The organism is Streptomyces lothianensis (assembly GCF_047779955.1).
Classification (GTDB): domain Bacteria; phylum Actinomycetota; class Actinomycetes; order Streptomycetales; family Streptomycetaceae; genus Streptomyces.
Map to the genome: position 1 here is coordinate 24,351 of NZ_JBLMKT010000049.1, position 20,188 is coordinate 44,538.

Consider the following 20,188-nt stretch of genomic DNA (forward strand, 5'->3'; position numbering starts at 1 on the left):
GCCGCCATGCCCCCTTTGTGTCCGTATCTGCCGCGGTTCGCTTGCCTGTTGGGACGGGCGCTCACCCTACCCGAGCCGCGGCACGGACCAGCCGTCCGGTACGACAGTAGGCTCCTGGGTCGCGTGTGGGACTCTGGTCGTCCTACGGGGAACGGGGAGAGGGGCACAGCGCACATGGCATCACGGCGGGACGAACTCAACGCCTACACCTTCGCGAAGCGGAGACTTGTGGCGCAGTTCCTGCAGCCCAACCCGTCAGGCACCGAGGAAGGCGCGCCGAAGCCGCTGCGTGCGGTGATGCCGGGGGCGATCGTCGCCGTCGTGGTCCTCGCGGTGTTCGGCGCGTGGGGCATGTTCAAGCCGGTGGCCCCCAAGGGGTGGGATACGCCCGGCGAGCATGTGATCGTCGCCGACAAGTCGACGACGCGCTATGTGGTTCTGAAGACCGGCAGCAAGGTCCAGTTGCATCCCGTCCTCAACATGGCCTCCGCCAAGCTTCTCCTGAACTCCGACAACGGCAAGGTCATCACGGTCAAGGAGGACCTGCTCGACAAGAGTGCGCTGCACCACGGCCCGACCATCGGCATCCCGTACGCCCCCGACCGTCTCCCCGATCCGAAGGACGCGGGCGCCGTCAAGCGCTGGGCGGTGTGCGAACGGCCCGGCCAGGGCGGGCGCACGCAGAAGGCCACCTTCGTCTTCGCCGAGCGCGAGGCGCGGGAGACCGAGGGACGTGAGCGGCTTCGCGGGGGTCAACTCCTGTACGTGGAGGGCCCCGCACCCGAGAAGATCCGTTACGTGGTCGACGCGGCGGGCCGCGCCTACGAGCTGCAGAAGGACGACGAGCTGCTGCTGCGCCAGGTCGTGGGCCACGGCCGGGTGCCGCAGAAGGTCTCCGCCGACTGGCTGGCGACCCTGCACAAGGGTGATCCGATCGAGTTCCCGCGCGTGCCGGGCACCGTGGGCGGCGCCTCCGAGGCGACCGACGACTACAAGGTCGGCACGATCCTGCAGGCCGCCGACGGTGACAGGGAGCAGAAGTACCTGGTGCTCGGCGACCGGATCGCCCCGGTCTCCGACTTCACGGCGAAGCTGCTGCTCAACAGCGAACAGCTCGCGGACGTGGGGCAGCGCGGCAATGCCGAGGAGGTCAGCGCCGCCGCGATCCCCAACCCGGGCGCAGCCTTCGGTGACGACCTGAAGTGGCCGCAGGCCGATCCGGGCGTCGTCAACGATCCGGCCACTTCGTCCGGCAGCCGCAACACGGTCTGCAGTGTGCTGCGCGGGGTCGACAAGGACAGCGGGCGTACCAGTCTCAGCACATGGGCCGGCAAGTCCTATCCGAAGGCACTGGCCAACGGCGGCAGCAGCGCGTATGTGACGCCCGGCTCCGGCCTGCTGTTCCGCCAGATCAAGGGGTCGGAGACGAAGTCGGGCTTCCTGTTCCTCGTCACGGACACCGGACTGCGCTATGCCATGCAGTCCAATGGCGATACGTCCACGGATGACGCCGGGATCGGCGAGTCCGGCTCGGCAGAGGAGCGCGAGGCCGCGCAGCGGGAGGCCGCGGCGGCGCAGGAGCGGCTCGGTTACAAGAGCGTCGACCCCGTCCCCGTACCCGCCGAGTGGTCGACGTTCCTGCCGACCGGACCGCGGCTGTCCACGGGTGCGGCGCGGCAGCCGCAGGGCTCGTAGAGGGGCGCCCGGTGACGTACAGCATGACGTCCAGCATCAGGCGTATGACCGGCATCAGGCGCATGGCGGCCTGCACGGCCTCGGCCGCCCTCGCGTGCATCGGCCTTCCGCTGACGACGGCCGCTCCGGCGGGCGCGACGGTCACCGAAGCTCCACCGTCCGATACGACGGGTCAGTGCACGTTCCCCAGCAAGCCCTACGAGGGCCGGCCGTGGGCTCTGCAGCGCGTACTGCTCGACGAGTTGTGGGAGCAGGCGACCGGCAAGGGCGTACGGGTCGCGGTGATCGACACGGGTGTCGACGTCAAGAACAAGCAGCTCAAACCGGCCGTGGATGTGCGCGCGGGCAGGAACTTCATCCCGAAGGACGCGAAGGACGACCAGGGCCGAGAGCTCAAGCAAGGCAACAAGAACGGCACTTCCGATGTCGTCGGGCACGGCACCAAGGTGGCCGGGATCATCGCCGCGCGCCCGGCGAAGGGCACGGGCTTCGTCGGGCTGGCGCCGGAGGCCACGATCATCCCGATCCAGCACAACGACGCATACGGCAACGGCAACGCGAAGACGCTCGCGGACGCCATCCGCTACGCGGTGGACGAGGCCGATGCCGACATTCTCAACATCTCTCAGGACACGGTGAATCCCATCGCCGGGGACTCCGTCCTGAAACGCGCCATCGACCACGCAATCGCCGAGGAAGTGGTCGTGGTGGCCTCGGCGGGCAACGACGGGCTCGACGGCAACGTCAAGCAGACCTACCCGGCCGCCTTCCCCGGCGTGCTCGCGGTGGCCTCCTCCGACCGCAACAACGAGCGTGCGGCCTTCTCCCAGTCCGGCGAGTTCGTGGGCGTCGCGGCACCGGGCGTCGACATGGTCTCCACCGTCCCCGGCGGCGGGCACTGCGCGGACAACGGTACGAGTTTCTCCGCCCCGTACGTGACGGCGGTCGCGGCCCTGATCAAGCAGAAGCACGAGGACTGGACGCCCCGGCAGATCGTGGCCCAGATCGAGCAGACCGCGGAACGCTCCATCGCCGGGCACGACCGGCTCGTCGGCTGGGGCGTGGTCGACCCCGTGCGTGCTCTTACGGAGGACGAGCGGCCGCTGGCATCGCCCGTCACCCATGAGGGTGTGGCCGCCGGTGAGGCGCCGGAACCCGCCGAACTGGCCATCGGCGAGACCCCTGACGAACGCAACGCGCGCATGGCGACGTACGTCCTCATCGGCGGGGGGGTACTGGTGGCCGCGGTCGCGGGCGGGGCGGTCGCTTACCGGGACTCGCGGCGACGGGCGGCGCGCTCGGCCGGCGGGGGCTGAAACGGAAATCGCGGGGCCTGAAAGGGAAGTTACGTGACGGGGAAGACAGTTGGAGCTGTCGTAGGCAGTGGATAGAGTGGCCATCGTGCGATAAGTGATGTTCGCGAGTTCGCGTTACTGCGATCGCAATGACTTACCAGCGGTGCAAACGGGGAGAGTGGCAGCGTGCTGGAAGCTGTGGGGGGCGGGGTTGCCTCACAGATGGTCGGGGCCGGTTCCGGAACCGCCGATCTGGAGAAGGGTGTCGGGGCGCTCAAGCGCTTCCGGTCCAAGGTGGACGCGCTGCTAACGGAGTTCGAGAACAGCGCGGCGGGCAGTACGAAGGTCGCCGACCAGACCGTCACGCGTGCCGCGTTCAGCGGATCCAATCTGCCGTTCGCCGAGGCGGACGGATTCTTCAAGCAGTACCACCGCGTGCACAGCTCCCTGGTGAACCTCTCGCGTTCGCTGGGCGACCAGATAGAGATGCTGCAGATCGCGGTGCACGCGTCCGAGGTGGGTTACGACAACCTCGAGGACGACCTTCGGCGGCGGTTCTACGAGATCCAGACGCGAGTCGAGGCGGAGCGGGAGCGCACGGCCGCCGGCTCGCAGGGCAGCGGCTCGGCTGCCGAGGGCTCACAGCCTGCAGAGCAGCCGCGCAACAGCGGTGATTCGTACGGCTCGACGGACTTGGGGGGATCGGAGTGAGCGAGGAGAACCGATCTGACGCGGCGGCCGGGACCGAGGGCTCGACGGAGGCGAGGGGCTCGACCGCTGCCGGGCCGCAGCAGGAGCTCACGCCTGAGCAGTACGGCAGGCAGCACGAGACGGAGCAGGCCGAGCAAGCGTCCGACATCCGTGGTGTGTACAGCGCGAGCGACGCGTATGGGCGGATGCAGGGGCTCCTGGACGGCCTGCCGTTCGGCGGCGCCCCGAGCCCTGGCGGCCTCTTCGGCCGGACCGACTTCGACAACCCCGCATACCGGCTCAACGACATGCTGGCCCTGATCCAGCATGCGAAGCCGAACGACCTGGAGAACGCCGGCGACGCGCTGCTCAAGGCCAAGGACAAGCTCAACGAGGCGGCCGAGGAGCTCGACCAGTACGTCACGAGGGTCGACTGGAAGGGCCAGGGCGCGGAGGAGTTCCGCCGCTTCGGCCGCGCGCTGGCCCAGCACGCCTGGTCGGTCGGCACGTTCGCGAACTCGGCCGGCACGCAGATGAAGACGGCGAGCACGGGGCTCGCCTCCGTCCGCGGCGCCATGCCGCCGCGCGACGGCCGCCTGGACCAGCGGACGCCCGAGGACTTCCCGATCATCGCGCAGGTTCCGGACAACCAGGAGTACCAGGCTGCGGTGAAGGTGGAGCGTGACCGCCAGGAGGCGATCACGCAGATGAACCGGCTGGCTTCGTTTTATGCGGTGTCGGAAGAGATGCTGGCTGGGCAGGAGGAGCCGCGGTTTCCGGAGGGGTTGAAGGCGGCGGTGCCTCGGCCCTCAAGCGACCGGACCCCGTCGGGGTCGGTTCCGGCTCGGGGCACCACCTCCGCCTTGTCGGCATCCAGCGATCCCGGTGCCTCCGAAGTGTCAGGCAGCGCAACTTCGCCAGGCGGCACTGCGGCACCCGCTCCCCCGCGGAACATCTCGATGGGCATCGACAGCGTTGCGGCGCCTCCAGCGCCGCCCACAACTACCGGTCCCACGCTTCCGACCACGGCCCCCTCTCCCGGACCAACGAACGGACCCGTACCGCCGTTCACAAGCGGACCTGTGCATCAAATCCAGACGGGGAAGCGGGGCAGCCCGACGCCGTCCAAGGCAACGCCCCCTCGTAGCACCGGACCCGTCGGTCGCCCTGGCAATGCGAGTACGACCACCCCGGTGACAGGCCGCTCACCTGGGATCACGGGGCGCCCAACAGCGGTCGGGACAGAGCAGACCAGCCCTGGGCGCTCAAGCTCTGTCGGACGACCGGGAATTGTCGGTGGCACTCCGTCACCCAGGCCGGTAGCAGCCTCAGGGCAGAATGGGCCGGTCGGCCGTGCCGGGAGCGGCATCATGGGAGGTTCGCCGCAACGTGCGGGTACAGGCTCGCCCTCGTCGCGAATGCCACGTGGCACGGTCGTCGGCGCGGAGGGGCCCGCTGCCGGGCGCAACACGCCAGCGCGGCCCGGCCAGTCCGGCGTCATCGGGTCGAACGCAGACGGCGCTCCTCGCCCTGCCGGACGCGTCACTCCCGGAACGAACGGAATCGTGGGTGCGCCTCGCGGCAGCACTCCAGGGCGCCGGACTGCAAGCGGACCATTCACAGCAGGTGGCACGGGCCTGGCCGGCGGACGGGCTGGCCAGCGGCGATGCAACGAGGACGAGCAGGATGGATCTGACAGGCCTGACTACCTCACAGAAGACGAAGAGACTTGGGCGGCTCGGCGGCGGGGTGCCGTTCCGCCGGTGATCGACTAGGTACGAGAGAGGTTCGGAAGTCGGGATGACGCACGGTTTGGGCATGGCCTTGAGCGCGAAGCGGCACTTCGCACGGCGGTCGCTGCTGGGTGGCGCCCTGGCCACAGCAATGGCCGCGGCACTCGTCGTTGGCGAGACGTCCGTGCCTGCGGCAGCAGCGGACGTCCAGTCCCGACAGTGGTACCTCGAGGCCATGCGCGCGGACGAGATGTGGAAGACCTCCACAGGCACGGGGATCAAGGTCGTCGTCATCGATACCGGTGTCAACTCGTCATCCCCATCACTCAAGGGACAAGTACTCAAAGGGTTCGACGCTTCCGAGATGGACGGCGGAGCGACCGACGACTACAACGGTCACGGAACCACGATGGCGGAGTTGATCGCCGGCACCGGAGCAGGCGGTGGGCTCAAGGGACTGGCCCCCGAGGCCAAGATCATTCCTATGCGCGTGAGCAACACGGAGCAGCAGAACGAGAACAAGGTGAACGCATTCGATGTACAGGATGCGATTCGAGCTGCCGCTGACAGCGACGCCCAGATCATCAGCATGTCGTTCGGTAGCGATTACCTGCAGGTTGGGGAACGAGAGGCAGTCCAGTACGCGCAGAGCAAGGGCAAGTTGTTCTTCGCCGCAGCGGGAAACAACGCCAAGAAGGGCAACAAGAAGCAGTACCCCGCCGCATACCCCGAGGTCGTCGGCGTAGCAGCAATCGACCGAACCGGAAAGGTCGCCGACTACTCCCAGCACGGCGACGTGGTCGACCTCGCCGCCCCGGGCAACGACATTCCCACGTGGTGCGACAACACCTTCAAACGCTACTGCGACGGCGACGGCGGAACCAGTGCCGCCACCGCCCTCGCCTCCGCCTCCGCCGCCCTCATCTGGTCCGCCCACCCCGACTGGACCTCCAACCAGGTCCTCCGCGTCATGATCGAGAGCGCGGGCCGGGCCAAGGGCACGAAGGCCGGGTCGGTCAGTGAGTATCTCGGGCACGGGGTCATCCGCCCCAACACCCACCTGACGCACGGCGTCGGCAAGCCGGGTGATCCCGACATCAACCCGCTGACCAACGAGCGGACCCTCCACACCAAGACCTCCCCCACCCCTTCTGCACCGTCCTCGTCGCAGGATCCGCAGGCAAAGCCCGACGACAAGGCCGAGGTGGCGGGGTTGGGCAAGCAAACCGAGGACAGCAATCAGACCGGTTTGCTGATCGGCGGTGCCGCGGCAGTCGTCATCGCTGCGGCAGCTGGATTCGCCGTGGTCCGGAGAAAGCGCGCCGCATGACCGGCGCTCAGCACGACGTTCCGACATCAGCAGCAACAGAAGAAGGAGAAGGATATGGCCGGCGGCCGGAAGCTATCCGATAAGCGGCTCAAGGAACTTGAGCACGAAATCATCCTCGAGCACGGCAACCTCAACAAGGCGGTCCGCAGACTGCACCAGATGCTCGACACGATGCAGGGCCAGTGGATGGGTGCCGCTGCGGCGAAGTTCGACGGCAAGCAGCGCGAGATCAACCTGCGCATCAACAGCATCAACGGAACGCTCAACAAGTACCTTGACGCTGCTCAGATGATGCGGAAGGACAAGGACAACCTCGAGATCGACCTTGACGCGCAGCTGAGCAAGGTCGACCCGGAGATGGGCGCGACGAAGTCCGCCTTCAACTCCTACTCCTAGTCACCCCTGACCAAGAGATTGGGATTCCAGCATGGCAATCAACAACCCTGACGAGCTGCTCGTAAAGTATGGGACGCTCGACGAAATGACGACTGGGGTCGGCGGCGCCGCCAAGCAGGTCGAGCAGAGCCTGCAAGCGCTCCAGCGGGCAGTGAAGGAGGTCGCTGCGGGCTGGGAAGGCACGGCCAAGGACACCTTCGATGGCGAGATGAAGCGCTGGGACGCCGACGCACAGGCAATTCACAACGCACTCAAGGAACTCGGCGGGATCATCGGCCGCGCCGGTGGTGACTACATGGCCGGCGACAAGAAGGCGGCCAGCTACTTCCAGAACTGAAGCAGCGGCGTAACGGATGGGGTGGGCGCGCACGGGAGGTGCCCACCCCGCTTCCTTTTCCTAACCCTTGGCTTCGAAGGCCACGCCGTACCAGGTGAACTTCGGGCCGTCCTTCTCCGGCGCGTACACAGTCGGCAGGACGAAGTAGACCCTCCCGCCTTCGATCAGGATGTCGCTGTCCACGTTGATCAGGAGCTCCGAATCCTTGGTGTACGGCAGCACCATGTAGGGGCTTGTCTTCGCGGTATCGAGGTTCAGACTCTCGATGGAGTTCACGGAAGTGCCGATGTTGTGCAGCCGCAGCGGACCCATCCCCGCGTTGTACACCATCAGGTCGTCACCGTTGCGGCGCAGGGGATAGAACGGCCTGCCCGGCTTCGAATCGTACTTGCGCTTCATGCCACCCGTCGGCAGGTCGAATTCGATGACGGAATTCTCATGCGTATCTTCGTCGGGCATGGTCGGCAGGTAGAGGCGGCCGTCGATCACCGGCGCGGTGCGGCACGGCTGCATGAGCCCGATTCCTTCGCAGCCGAGGTCATAGCGGTCAGTCGGCAGGGTGATGGATGACTTCTTGTTTCCCTGACCGTCAATCGTGATGACATTGGTCGGGTCAACCGCACCCTCACCTGCCGACACGGCGATAGCAGGGGGGTCCACGGACAGCACCCAGGCGAGATTGATGTCCCGGGCGAGTCCGTAACTCCACTCCCGCTTCCCCGAGTGCGGATCGATGGCCTGGATGTACGTCGACGTGTTCTCGTACGAGCCGCAGTACACGAGGGCCAGGATCGTTTCCCCGCCCGCGTACGCCCAGTCGCTGCATCCGTCTGTGGCCGAGTTCGCCCAGACCTTCTTGCCGCTGTGGATGTCGTACGCGATCGATCCCCTGCCCCATGGGACGGCGACTACGCCATCACTGACGGCAACCGGAAGATTTTCGGAGTAACGGAGATTCTTCGCGGTCTCGGCAGCCGAGTCGAACTCCGCATCCCAGACAGGCTTACCGGTGTCGATATCGAAAACACCGATGTTGTTGCAGGGAGGAGTGTCCAGCTTCCAGTCGGGTCCGGGGTCGTTGTCGCGATACAGGATCACCCCGAGGCCGTCCGCGGTCAGATCGCGGGATGCCCCGCAAATATCCTTGCGGGTCTTGATCTGCCACACGGGGTCGGGACTCGTCCCTTGGTACCCGTCGATACCCCGAGGCGTCGTCTTGGCGAAGGTCTTCCCCTTCGCCCATGCGCCGGGGAGCTCCATCAAGGGCGACTCATCCGGCAGTTCGGGCGTGTACATGGGGTACGCCACACTGCCCTCGACGCCTTGCGGCTGCGCCACCGTGGCCGGCCGGTAGAGGCCTCCAGGGTTCCCGGCCGCCTTCGGGGGCTGCCCACTTTCCGAGGTGGGCCACAGGAGCCAAGCCGTTGCGGCGAGCCCTGCCACCAGGGCCAGGGCGAGGCCGGCCGACAGCACCGTACGGCGTCTACGCCGCCCGGCGGCCTCCGAGGCCAGTTGGGACTGGGTATAGGCCGAGGGCACGGGATGCTCGTGGGCCCGTGGCGCGGGCGGGGTCTGGGGACCGTGCGGGGAGGTCATTCAGCTTCCTGTTCGGAACCGGAAAGAGCTTGGCCTGTGCGGCCGTTGCGTATGTCGACCAAACGATCGATCGGCTCCTACTATGCCGTGCCCGAAGTGGGGGAACAGGGCCGGGTGAGGCCTCCCGAGTGCGGTGCGGACCGGCTCGGCCTCAGCCGTCGCCTTGTGCGTCCGGGGTCACTCGTCCGGGTCCAGGGCGTACGGGGCGGGGGCGAGGGGTGGACGTGATGGACGGGACAGTGGGCGGAGGGGTGTGCGGGCTGACGTACTGACGGTCTTGATAGTTAGGCTGGGGGTCCGGACGGATCAGAACCTGTGCGCGGGTCGGGTGCGTCTCCAGGGGGAAGGCCGGGATCGGATGATGGCGGCTGTATCGGCGATACGAGTCGGCCCACCACGGCACGCAGGGCGCAGACCACACCAGGAGGCATTGTGAACAGCGATCGGGACGGGATCCACGGGGGCTGGAATCCACCCGTCGATGATCAGTCCGACGCGGAGTCCGTCGAGATGACGGGCGAGTTCACCATCGACTACACGCCCCCTGCCTGGTATACGCAGAATGCTGCGGGTTCCGGCGGTACGGGCGATTCCGGTGGGTACACGCCTCCTCCGCCGCCACCCGCCGGGCATCCCGTGGCGGTGCCCGGGCTTCCTGAGGGCGGCGGGTTCCAGCCCGCGCAGGCGCCGGCGTCTGCGCCTGCGCCTGCGCCTGCGCCTGCGCCTGCTGCGAGTGTGGGTTCGCCCGAGGGCGGGGCCGGGTCCGAAGCGGAGGGCAATGGTGACCTGGAGAGCGGGGCCACCATGAAGTTCACCGCTGCTTCGCTGAAGCGGGAGATCCAGGATCGAGCCGCCGCGACCCAGGCGGCTGTTGATTCGATCGGCTCGGTTCAGGGGGCAGCGGACTCCGGGGATCAGAGGTCGGCTGGTTCCGGCGACGAGTCTGCGGCTGGGGATGCCGTGTCCGCTCAGGATGGCGCGTCCCCCGCGGATGGCGCGGCCGCCGAGGCGGGCGAAGGTGCCGAGGTGTCGGCGGCGGCTGCGGCCGCCGGCGGCGAGGGGGGATCCCGTGAGGGGGAGGGCTTCGGGCTCGGCGTCCCCGGGGAGCGCCTCGGTCTGGAGGCGGAGGACGACGGTGCGTCGGGCGACTCCGGCGACGGAGACGCGGGAGACGAGGGCGAGGGCAAAGGCGAGGGCGCTCAGGCGGCTTCGGCGCGTGCACGGGGCGAGGAATCGCACAACGAGGGCGGCGCGGGTGCGTCGGTGGACGATGACGTGCAGGACAGCGTGCCTGCCGATGCCGTTCCCGCGGCCGGTGTCGTTGCCGAGTCCGGTCTCGGTGGCGGTGCCGATGACCGTATAGGTGGCGACGCCGATGCCGGTGCCGGTTCGGGGTCTGGTTCCGGGGCAGCGGGCGGCGAAGGTGCCGCGGCCGCCGAGGGCGAGTCCGTGCAGGATGCCGTGCCCGCTCAGGTCCCCGAGTCCCAGCCGGAGGCTCAGGGCCGGCCGGCCGCTCCGGCCGGTGGGCTTCCGCCGTTGCCGCCTGCGTATCAGCCCGCCGCTGCCGACGGGCAGCCGCAGGCGCCGGCCGCCGCGCCGCAGTGGCCCACGCAGACGCCCGCCGGGCAGGAGGCTCCGCCCGCGTGGCCCGCTCACCCGGCCCCCGGGGCTCCGGTCACTCCGCAGCAGTCGCCTGCGCCCGGCCCGAGGTCCGAGGTTCCGTCGCCTTCCGGTGCGCAGCAGCCCACCAGTTACGCGCTTCCGCCCGCCGTGCCGGGCACGCCTGAGCAGTCCACGGCCCCGGGTGCGCCGGGTGTGCCGGGCGCACCGGGAACGCCCACGGCTCCTGGACAGGCCCCCGGGGGGGCCGGCGCGGCCGTCCCGCCCGGACCCGGTGCCGCAGTCCCGCCCGGCAGCCCCGGCACTCCGGGTGCTCCCGGCACGCAAGGAGCCCCGGGCACTCCCCCGGCACCCAACTCCCCCGGCCCGCAGTCCGGTTACGGCTTCCCGCAGCCCGGCGCCCCGGGCCAGCCCCCGGCCCCCGCGGGCGCCTTCGGCGCCCCGCCTCAGGGTGCGCCCCCCGCCCCCGTACCGCAGCAGCAGCCTGGCGGCCAGGGCGGCTACGGCTTCCCGCATCCCGGCGCCGCCACGCCGCCCGCCGCAGGCACCAACCCGGCGGCCCCCGGAGCCAATCCGCCCGCATCCGGCGTACCCCAGCCGTCGGCTGCGCAGGGCGGCTACGGCTTCCCGCAGCCGGGCGGCTCCACTCCGCCGGTCGCAGGCGCCGGCCCCGAGGCCAACCCGCCCGCCCCCGGTGCCCCGCACCAGCCCGGCCAGGCCCAGCCGTACCCGGGCGCCCAGGGGCAGCCGTACCCCGGGCAGCCCTACCCGGGCCAGCCCGCCGAAGGCCAGGCCCATCCCGGTCAGCCCCACCCCGGTCAGCAGCTGCCCCCGAACGACCCCCGTGCGGGCGGCGCCTGGCCGCAGCCCATGACGCATGATCAGCGGGAGCCGCAGGTCACCGGGGGTGCGCCGCTCGGGTACACGGCCGCCGTGGAGCTGTCCTCGGACCGGCTCATCAACAAGAAGCAGAAGAGCAAGAGCAGCCGGCAGCCGAATGCCGCGAGCCGTTTCAAGCTCGGGGCGAAGAAGGAGGAGGCCGAGCGGCAGCGGAAGCTGGATCTGATCCGGACGCCGGTGCTCTCCTGCTACCGGATCGCCGTCATCTCGCTCAAGGGCGGTGTCGGCAAGACGACCACGACCACCGCGCTGGGTGCCACGCTCGCGACCGAGCGGCAGGACAAGATCCTCGCGATCGACGCCAACCCGGACGCCGGTACGCTCGGCCGCCGCGTACGCAGGGAGACCGGGGCGACCATCCGGGACCTGGTGCAGGCGATTCCGTATCTCAACTCGTATATGGACATCCGCCGGTTCACCTCGCAGGCACCCTCCGGCCTCGAGATCATCGCCAACGACGTGGACCCGGCGGTCTCGACGACCTTCAACGACGAGGACTACCGGCGCGCGATCGACGTGCTCGGCAAGCAGTACCCGATCATCCTGACGGACTCGGGTACGGGGCTGCTGTACAGCGCGATGCGTGGTGTGCTCGATCTGGCCGATCAGCTGATCATCATCTCGACGCCTTCGGTGGACGGGGCGAGCAGCGCCTCGACGACCCTCGACTGGCTGTCCGCGCACGGGTACGCGGAGCTCGTCTCACGGTCGATCACCGTGATCTCCGGGGTGCGGGAGACTGGAAAGATGATCAAAGTCGACGACATCGTGCAGCACTTCGAGACCCGGTGCCGCGGTGTGGTCGTCGTACCGTTCGACGAACACCTTTCCGCCGGTGCCGAGGTGGACCTCGACATGATGCGGCCGCGGACGCGGGAGGCGTACTTCACGCTGTCCGCGATGGTGGCGGAGGACTTCGCCCGGGCGCAGCAGCAGCAAGGACTGTGGACGCAGAACGGCCCCGGCAACATGCCGCCGCACATGGCCCCGCCGCTGCCCGGCCAGCAGGGCCCCGGCCAGCCCGCTCCGGGACAGCCGATGCCCGGACAGCAGCCACCGGGGCAGCCGATGCCCGGACAGCAGGCGCCGGGGCAGCAGGCCCCGGGACAGCCCATGCCCGGACAGCAGGTTCCCCCGCAGCAGGGCCAGCCCTACCCCCAGCAGCCGCAGGGGTGGCAGCAGCAGCCGCCCGGCGGAGTGCCGCCGCAGGCTCCCTGAGGTCGCGAGCAGAAGCGGCCCTGCAATCGGTGTTCCGGTTGCAGGGCCGCTTTTTCGCGTTTCCCGAGGGGGCGCACGAAGGCATTCACGCGCCCCCGACAGGCGCTTTCAGGTGACTAGACCAATGAGGCTTCGGGCAGCCTCAACTGACGATCTGCACAAGGAAGTTCTCGCAGGCCAAGCCCCTCGTGGGGCCCGTTGACATGTTTAGACCACCGCTGATAGACACACAGACCACTCAGGCCCTTCGGCGCTTGTTCCTGCCGTTTCCATGCGAGCGATGACGCGAGGTCACCGAGCCATGAACGTAAGAGACCAGTTCGCCCCCAAGCCCGATTCCCCACCACCCGCCCGGCGCAGGCGCCGGTATCTGCTCGCCTCCGGTGCCGCCGCCTTCGCCCTGACGGCTACCCTCGCCGCAGCGCCCGCAGCGCCCGCCGCCCCCGAAGCACGGAACGCCCCCGCGGCCGCGGCCGAACCGAAGACCCTCACCGTCGCGGTCTCGCAGAGCATCGACTCGCTGAGCCCCTTCCTCGCGCAGCGTCTGCTCAGTACGAGCATCCACCGGCTGATGTACGAGTTCCTGACGAACTACGACGCCAAGGACAACAAGACCATCCCGGGCTTCGCCACCGAGTGGGAGGCCTCGGCGGACAAGCTGACGTGGACGTACACGATCCGCGAGGACTCGAAGTGGTCGGACGGGAAGCCGGCGACCGCGAAGGACGCGGCGTTCACGTTCAACAAGATGATGACGGACGACAACGCCGCGCAGGCCAACGGCAGTTTCGTCACCAACTTCAAGAAGGTCACCGCCCCGAGCCCCACCGAGCTGGTGATCGAGCTCAAGAAGCCGCAGGCGACGATGACCGCGCTCGACGTCCCGATCGTGCCCGAGCACATCTGGAAGGACGTCGAGGACTTCGGCGAGTTCAACAACGACGAGACCTTCCCGATCGTGGGCAACGGGCCGTTCACGCTGACGGAGTACAAGACCGACCAGTACGTGAAGCTCAAGGCCAACAAGGAGTTCTGGCGCGGCGCGCCGAAGTTCGACGAGCTGGTTTTCCGTACGTACAAGGACCAGGACGCCGCAGTCGCCGCCCTGAAGAAGGGCGAGGTCTCCTTCGTCTCCGGTTCGCCCGCGCTGACGCCCGCGCAGGCCGCGAGCCTTGAGAGCGATCCGGACATCAAGGTCAACGAGGGACCCGGCCGGCGCTTCTTCGCCATCGCCACCAACCCGGGGGCAAGGACGAAGGGCGGCGAGACCTTCGGCGACGGTCACCCGGCGCTGCTCGATCAGCAGGTGCGCCGGGCCCTGTTCCTCGCCGTGGACCGCAAGACCATCGTCGACAAGGTCTTCCAGGGGCACGCCGTCGAGGGCGCGGGCTACATTCCACCGCGCTACGGGGCGTACTTCTGGGAGCCGGAGGCGGGCCAGGAGCTCGCCTACGACCCGGCGAAGGCGGCCGACCTGCTCGACGAGGCCGGTTATCCGAAGAAGGACGGAAAGCGCGTCGGCAAGGACGGAAAGCCGCTCGACTTCCGGATCCTGTGCCATGCCACCAATCCCAATGACAAGGCCATCGGGAAGTACCTGAAGGAGTGGTGGGGCGAGCTCGGCATCGGGCTCGAGGTGCAGTGCCTCGACGATGTCTCGGTGCCTTGGTACGCCGGTGAGTACGATCTCGCTTTCGACGGCTGGTCGGTGAATCCGGACCCGGACTTCGTGCTCGGCATCCACACCTGCGCGGCGCTTCCGGAGAAGGCCAAGGAGAGCGCGGCCACCGACAACTTCATCTGCGACAGGAAGTACGACGAGCTGTACCAGAAGCAGCTCGCCGAATACGATCCGGCCAAGCGCGCGGACATCGTCAAGGAAATGCAGTCCTGGCTGTACGACTCGGGGTACATGAACATCATCGGGTACCCGAACGCGGTCGAGGCGTACCGCACGGACCAGATCAGGTCCATCACGACGATGCCCGAGGCCTCCGGCAACATCTACGGCCAGGACGGCTACTGGAGCTGGTGGTCGGCGGTCCCGGCGGACTCGGGCAGTGGCGGCTCGGGCGGCGCCGCGGGCGGCGGGGGCGGTGACGACTCCGGTTCCACCGGGATCGTCGTCGGCGTCGTGGTCGGTGTGCTCGTGCTCGGCGGCGTCGGCTTCCTGTTCTCGCGGCGGCGCGCCGCCACGGCCGACGACCGCGAGTGACGGAGCCCCATGACCAGTGACGGAGCCCCATGACCGCCGAGAGCACCGAGGCGCTCGAAAAGGGCGCGGTAGCCGACGGTCCGGCAGCAGTCGGGCCGTCGGCCGGCCCCGCACCGCGCACGCGCGACATCAAGGCCTATCTGAGGTACGCGGCGGGCAGGATCGTGGGAGCCGCGATCTCCCTGTTCGCCGTCCTCGTCACGAGTTTCTTCCTCTTCCGGCTCATTCCGAGCGATCCCGTCAAACACATGACGGGCGGCCGCCCGGTCTCCAGTGAGCAGCTGGAGAACCTACGGCGGGAATTCGGTCTGGACCAGCCCATGTGGCAGCAGTTCCTCGACTACATCGGGAATGCGCTGACGGGCGACTTCGGCATGTCGTTCCAGTTCCATACGCCGGTGATGGAGAAGATCACGGCGGCGCTTCCCGCCACTCTGCTGCTCACCGGCACCGCGTACATCCTCTTCAGCGCGCTCGGCCTCTGGCTCGGTACGCGTTCGGCCTGGCGGCGCGGCGGAAAGGGCGACCGTTTCCACAGCGCGCTCGCCCTGACCTTGTATTCGGTGCCGTCGTTCTGGCTCGGGCTGCTGCTCATCATCGTGTTCTCGGTCGGTATAGGGCCGATTCCGGGGATGTTCCCGACCGGGGGCCTCGAATCCGGCGGCGAGAGCGGACTCGCGTATGTCGTCGATGTCGCGCACCACATGATCCTGCCGGTGATCACCCTGGTCGCGGTCGGTTACGCGCAGACGCTGCTCGTGATGCGTTCCTCGCTGCTCGACGAGATGGGCAGCGACTATCTGACGACCGCGCGCGCCAAGGGGCTGCGCGATGACGTCGTACGGCGCCGGCATGCCGTACCGAACGCGCTGCTGCCGACGTTCACGCTGATGTTCGTGAACCTCGGGCATGTGGTCGCCGGGCAGATCCTGGTCGAGACGGTGTTCTCGTGGCCGGGGCTCGGCGGGCTCTTCTACGAGGCGCTCGCCGCGCCCGATCTGCCGCTGGTGCAGGCCCTGTTCTTCGTCTTCGCGGCCGCGGTGATCCTTGCGAACACGCTGGCCGATGTGCTGTATCCGCTGCTCGATCCCCGGGTGGGCCGATGACCGCAGAACCGCCGACGACGGCGGGCCAGCCGCCGACGAGGGAGCAGCCCGTGACGGCCGACCCCCTGCCCTCGAACGCCACCGCCAGGAGTCCCCGCGCGATCAGGGCCGCGCGGACGCGCCGGTCCCTCGCCCGTTTCTGGAGGGAGTACCGCGGTCACGGCAGCGGTCTGTGGGGCCTGGCCGCCCTGCTGCTCATCGCGCTGATCGCGATCGGGGCGCCGCTGCTCGTGGGCGCCGACTCCCAGTCCGTGACGCGGGCGCCGGGGCAGGCCCTGGAGGATCCCAGCGGCGAGTTCCCCCTCGGCACCGACCAGTTCGGCCGCAGTGTCCTGGCGCTCCTGGTCTGGGGTGCGCGGGTCTCGCTGACGGTCGGACTGCTGGCCGCGTTCCTGTGCGTGGCGATCGGAACGGTCGTGGGGATCGTGGCCGGGCATTTCCGCGGCTGGTTCGCGACGGTCCTCATGCGGATCACGGACTGGTTCCTGGTCATGCCGACCCTGGTGCTCGCCATCGCACTCGCGACCGTGATGGACCGCTCCATGTGGACGGTGATCATCGCGATCGGCGTCACCACCTGGCCGACCACGGCCCGTCTCGTACGGGCGCAGACGCTCGCCGTGGAGTCCCGCCCGTACATCGAGCGGGCGCGGGCGCTCGGTGGCGGGCACGGGCACATCATGCTGCGGCACGTCCTGCCGAACGTGATGCCCCTGGTGCTCGCGCAGACCACGCTGGTCATCTCCGGCGCGATCCTCACCGAGTCGACCCTGGCCTTCCTCGGGCTCAGCGATCCCACGGTCACGTCGTGGGGCGGCATGCTGCAGGACGCGCGGGAGGCGGGCGCCGTGAGCGCCGGACACTGGTGGTATCTCGCACCGCCCGGACTCGCCATCGCACTGGTGGCGCTGTCGTTCACGCTGTGCGGGCGTGCGGTCGAATCGGTTCTCCATCCCAGGCTGGGGGTGGCCCGTTGAGTCTCCTGGAGGTACGCGACCTCACCGTCACGTACGCGAACGGCGCCCGGGCCGTACGGGGCGTCGACCTGGACCTGGCGGCCGGGCAGAAGCTCGGCATCGCCGGCGAATCCGGCTGCGGCAAGTCGACGCTCGCGCTCGCACTGCTGCGGCTGCTGCCCGCCGGCACAAAGGTGACCGGGCGGATCCTGCTCGACGGGGAGGACGTCCTCGGCATGAAGTGGGGGCGGCTGCGGGCCGTCCGCTGGGCGCGCGCGTCGATCGTCTTCCAGGGCGCGATGCACTCGCTCAACGCGGTGCACCGCGTCGGCGACCAGATCGCCGAGCCGATCCGCCTGCACCGCACCACACCCCCGAACCGGGTCGGGGCCAGGGTCGCGGAGCTCCTCGAACACGTCGGGCTGCCCGCCGCCCGCGCCAGGGCCTACCCGCACGAACTCTCCGGCGGGCAGCGGCAGCGCGTGATGATCGCGATGGCGCTCGCCTGCGCCCCCGATCTGATCATCGCGGACGAGCCGACGACCGCGCTCGACGTGATGATCCAGGCGCAGATCCTGCGGCTGATCGAGAAGCTGGTGGCCGAGCAGAACGTCGGCCTCATCATGATCAGCCACGATCTCGCGGTCCTCGCGGACACCTGCGACCGCCTCACGGTCATGTACGCGGGCCGCGTGGTCGAGGAGGGTCCGGCCCGCATGGTGTACGACGGCGCCCGGCACCCCTACGGGAAGGCCCTGTCGGCGGCCTTCCCCCGCATCGGCGACCCGGCCTCGCGCTTCGCGCCCGCCGGGCTGCCCGGCGATCCGCCGGACCCCTCGGACCTGCCGCCCGGCTGCACCTTCCATCCTCGGTGCCCGGTGGCGCTCGACTCCTGCGCGCGGGAGGACCAGGAACTGGTCGAGGCCGGGGAGTTGTGGCTGGCGGCCTGTGTGCATGTACGGGGTGAGGGGGCGCCGGTGTCGTCAGCGGCGTCGGGAACGTCGCGAACGTCGGGGGCGGACAAGAGCATGGGGAGCGATTCATGACCGCGCTGCTGAGCGCCGCCGGACTCCAGGTTGCCTTCCCCGGCCGGCGCGGTGCGCCCGAGGCGCGGGCCGTGGACGGCGTGGACCTGGACATCCGGCGCGGCGAGATCGTGGCGCTTGTCGGCGAATCCGGCTGCGGCAAGACGACCCTTGCGCGCTCCCTGCTCGGCCTGGTCCCGCCGACGGCCGGCCAGGTGCGCTTCGACGGCGCCCCGCTGACGTACCGCGGCAAGGCCCTGAAGGCCTACCGCAAGCGCGCCCAGCTCGTCCTGCAGGATCCGAGCGGCTCGCTCAACCCGCGGCACACCGTCTACGACGCGGTCGCGGAGGGGCTGCGCATCCACGGTTACGGGGGTGACGAACGCGAAGCCGTCGCCTCGGCGCTGTCCCGGGCGGGGCTGCGGCCGCCCGAGCGCTTCTTCCTGCGCTATCCGCACGAGCTGTCGGGCGGGCAGCGCCAGCGTGTCGTCATCGCGGGCGCGCTGGTCCTCGACCCCGAACTGATCGTCGCCGACGAGCCGGTGGCGTCCCTGGACGCCTCCGTACGCGGCGAGATCCTGGCGCTGCTGCTCTCGCTGCGGGCCGACCTCGGGCTCTCGGCGCTTGTCGTCACGCACGACCTGGGGCTCGCGTGGAACATCGCGGACCGGGTGGCAGTGATGTACCTGGGCCGGATCGTGGAGACGGGCACGGTGGAGGACGTCCTGACCTCGCCTCAGCACCCTTACACCCAGGCGCTGTTGTCCGTGCTCCCCGAGGCACCGGGCGACCCGGTGGTCCTCACAGGCGAACCGCCGGACCCCTCCCGCATCCCGGGCGGCTGCCGCTTCCACGCCCGGTGCCAGGTGCTGGCCTCGGGCGAGGCGGAGCGAGCGGGCATCGCCGCGGACTGCCGCACGAAGCCGCTGCCGGTGCTGTCCGGGGGCGGGGAGCGGCAGGTGGCCTGCCACTGGGCGGCCGGGACGGCCGGGACGTAACGGCGGGGCCACCGGAGCGGCGCCGTGCCGGCAGGGCCGTGGACGCGGACGCGGACGCGGCACCGTCACAGCCAGGCCCTAACAGCGCGGCCGTGGAAGCGGCGGCTGCCGCAGCTCGCTACGCGAGCAGTTCCTTCGAGCGCCGTACGTCCTCCGCGATCGCCTCGACAAGCTGCTCCAGCGAGTCGAACTTGGCCATCCCGCGGACGTACGCCACGAAGTCCACGGCCACGTGCAGGCCGTACAGATCCAGGCCCACGCGGTCGATCGCGTACGCCTCGACGGTGCGTTCCACGGCGTCGAACTGCGGGTTCGTGCCGACCGAGATCGCGGCCGGCATGGCCTCGCCCTCGACGTGGAGGTAGCCCGCGTAGACGCCGTCGGCGGGGATCGCGGTGTGCGGCAGGGTCTCGACGTTGGCCGTCGGGAAGCCCAGTTCGCGGCCGCGCTGCGCGCCGCGGACCACGACGCCCTCGACGCGGTGCGGGCGGCCCAGGATCTCCGCGGCGCCCGTGACATCGCCCTCGGCGACGAGGCGGCGGGTCAGCGTGGAGGAGAAGGGTTCGCCGCCGCCCGCCTCACCGCGTACGACCAGGTCGAAGACCTCGACCTCGTAGTCGTAGGTACCGCCCTGCTCGGCGAGGAAGTCGACGTCGCCGGACGCCTTGTGGCCGAAGCGGAAGTTGGGGCCCTCGACGACCACGCGGGCGTGCAGCTTGTCGACCAGGACCTTCGCCACGAAGTCAGCGGGCGAGAGCTTCGAGAACTCGGTGGTGAAGGGGAGGATCAGCACGGCGTCCACGCCCAGCTCCGCCATCAGCTCGGCGCGCCGGTGGTGCGGGGCGAGCAGCGGCGGGTGGCTGCCGGGACGGACGACCTCGCTGGGGTGCGGGTCGAAGGTGACGACCACGGTGGGAAGGCCCAGCTCCCTGGCACGCTGCACCGCCTTGCCGATGATCAGCTGGTGACCGCGGTGCACACCGTCGTAGGAGCCGATGGTGACGACGCTGCGCCCCCAGTCCTGGGGGATGTCCTCCAAGCCACGCCAGCGCTGCACTGTTTTTGCTCCTCGCCGAAC

15 protein-coding genes are annotated in these 20,188 nt (G+C 69.4%); 13 read left to right on the forward strand and 2 right to left on the reverse strand.

The features are described from left to right. Positions 1-174: 174 nt before the first annotated feature. The 7 genes from eccB to ACLF6P_RS17615 all read left to right on the forward strand — a co-directional run bounded on the left by eccB (position 175) and on the right by ACLF6P_RS17615 (position 7,476). Complete coding sequence (gene eccB / locus ACLF6P_RS17585) at positions 175-1,695, forward strand: type VII secretion protein EccB (protein WP_415951357.1); 1,521 nt, start codon at positions 175-177, stop codon at positions 1,693-1,695. Between the two features lie 44 nt (positions 1,696-1,739). Next, the gene (mycP, locus tag ACLF6P_RS17590) at positions 1,740-3,011 is read left to right on the forward strand and encodes a type VII secretion-associated serine protease mycosin (protein ID WP_415951359.1); all 1,272 of its coding nucleotides are present in this window, start codon (positions 1,740-1,742) and stop codon (positions 3,009-3,011) included. Positions 3,012-3,212: 201 nt separating this feature from the next. Continuing rightward, complete coding sequence (locus ACLF6P_RS17595; RefSeq protein WP_415951547.1) at positions 3,213-3,701, forward strand: hypothetical protein; 489 nt, start codon at positions 3,213-3,215, stop codon at positions 3,699-3,701. After that, positions 3,698-5,455, forward strand: a complete 1,758-nt coding sequence (locus tag ACLF6P_RS17600) for a hypothetical protein (protein WP_415951360.1) — start codon at positions 3,698-3,700, stop codon at positions 5,453-5,455. The genes ACLF6P_RS17595 and ACLF6P_RS17600 overlap by 4 nt, the downstream gene beginning before the upstream one ends. Before the next feature lie 43 nt (positions 5,456-5,498). Then, entirely contained in the window at positions 5,499-6,743 is a 1,245-nt protein-coding gene (locus tag ACLF6P_RS17605) for a S8 family serine peptidase (RefSeq protein WP_415951361.1), read from the forward strand. Between the two features lie 54 nt (positions 6,744-6,797). Further along, positions 6,798-7,139 carry a WXG100 family type VII secretion target gene (locus ACLF6P_RS17610; protein WP_415951362.1) on the forward strand — a complete coding sequence of 114 codons (342 nt, stop codon included), beginning with the start codon at positions 6,798-6,800 and terminating at the stop codon, positions 7,137-7,139. Positions 7,140-7,170: 31 nt separating this feature from the next. After that, positions 7,171-7,476, forward strand: a complete 306-nt coding sequence (locus ACLF6P_RS17615) for a WXG100 family type VII secretion target (RefSeq protein WP_415951363.1) — start codon at positions 7,171-7,173, stop codon at positions 7,474-7,476. Positions 7,477-7,536: 60 nt separating this feature from the next. Here the strand turns inward: ACLF6P_RS17615 and ACLF6P_RS17620 are convergent, their stop codons facing one another. After that, a complete protein-coding gene (locus ACLF6P_RS17620; RefSeq protein WP_415951364.1) occupies positions 7,537-9,072 on the reverse strand; it encodes an outer membrane protein assembly factor BamB family protein in 1,536 nt (511 codons plus the stop codon). A gap of 432 nt (positions 9,073-9,504) precedes the next feature. On the opposite strand from ACLF6P_RS17620, the gene ACLF6P_RS17625 reads away from it, so the two are divergent. The 6 genes from ACLF6P_RS17625 to ACLF6P_RS17650 all read left to right on the forward strand — a co-directional run bounded on the left by ACLF6P_RS17625 (position 9,505) and on the right by ACLF6P_RS17650 (position 19,110). Beyond that, positions 9,505-12,810 (forward strand): SCO5717 family growth-regulating ATPase, encoded by a 3,306-nt coding sequence (locus tag ACLF6P_RS17625; RefSeq protein ID WP_415951365.1) that lies wholly within the window; start codon positions 9,505-9,507, stop codon positions 12,808-12,810. A 301-nt stretch (positions 12,811-13,111) separates the two neighbouring features. After that, entirely contained in the window at positions 13,112-15,025 is a 1,914-nt protein-coding gene (locus ACLF6P_RS17630; RefSeq protein WP_415951366.1) for an ABC transporter substrate-binding protein, read from the forward strand. Positions 15,026-15,054: 29 nt separating this feature from the next. Further along, entirely contained in the window at positions 15,055-16,131 is a 1,077-nt protein-coding gene (locus tag ACLF6P_RS17635; protein WP_415951367.1) for an ABC transporter permease, read from the forward strand. Continuing rightward, complete coding sequence (locus ACLF6P_RS17640) at positions 16,128-17,108, forward strand: ABC transporter permease (protein WP_415951368.1); 981 nt, start codon at positions 16,128-16,130, stop codon at positions 17,106-17,108. The genes ACLF6P_RS17635 and ACLF6P_RS17640 overlap by 4 nt, the downstream gene beginning before the upstream one ends. After that, positions 17,105-18,133, forward strand: coding sequence for an ABC transporter ATP-binding protein (locus ACLF6P_RS17645; RefSeq protein WP_415951369.1), 1,029 nt, complete (start codon positions 17,105-17,107; stop codon positions 18,131-18,133). The genes ACLF6P_RS17640 and ACLF6P_RS17645 overlap by 4 nt, the downstream gene beginning before the upstream one ends. Further along, positions 18,130-19,110, forward strand: a complete 981-nt coding sequence (locus ACLF6P_RS17650; RefSeq protein ID WP_415951370.1) for an ABC transporter ATP-binding protein — start codon at positions 18,130-18,132, stop codon at positions 19,108-19,110. The genes ACLF6P_RS17645 and ACLF6P_RS17650 overlap by 4 nt, the downstream gene beginning before the upstream one ends. A gap of 118 nt (positions 19,111-19,228) precedes the next feature. On the opposite strand, the gene ACLF6P_RS17655 is transcribed toward ACLF6P_RS17650, so the two are convergent. Continuing rightward, positions 19,229-20,167 (reverse strand): bifunctional riboflavin kinase/FAD synthetase, encoded by a 939-nt coding sequence (locus tag ACLF6P_RS17655; RefSeq protein WP_415951372.1) that lies wholly within the window; start codon positions 20,165-20,167, stop codon positions 19,229-19,231. Between the last annotated feature and the right edge of the window lie 21 nt (positions 20,168-20,188).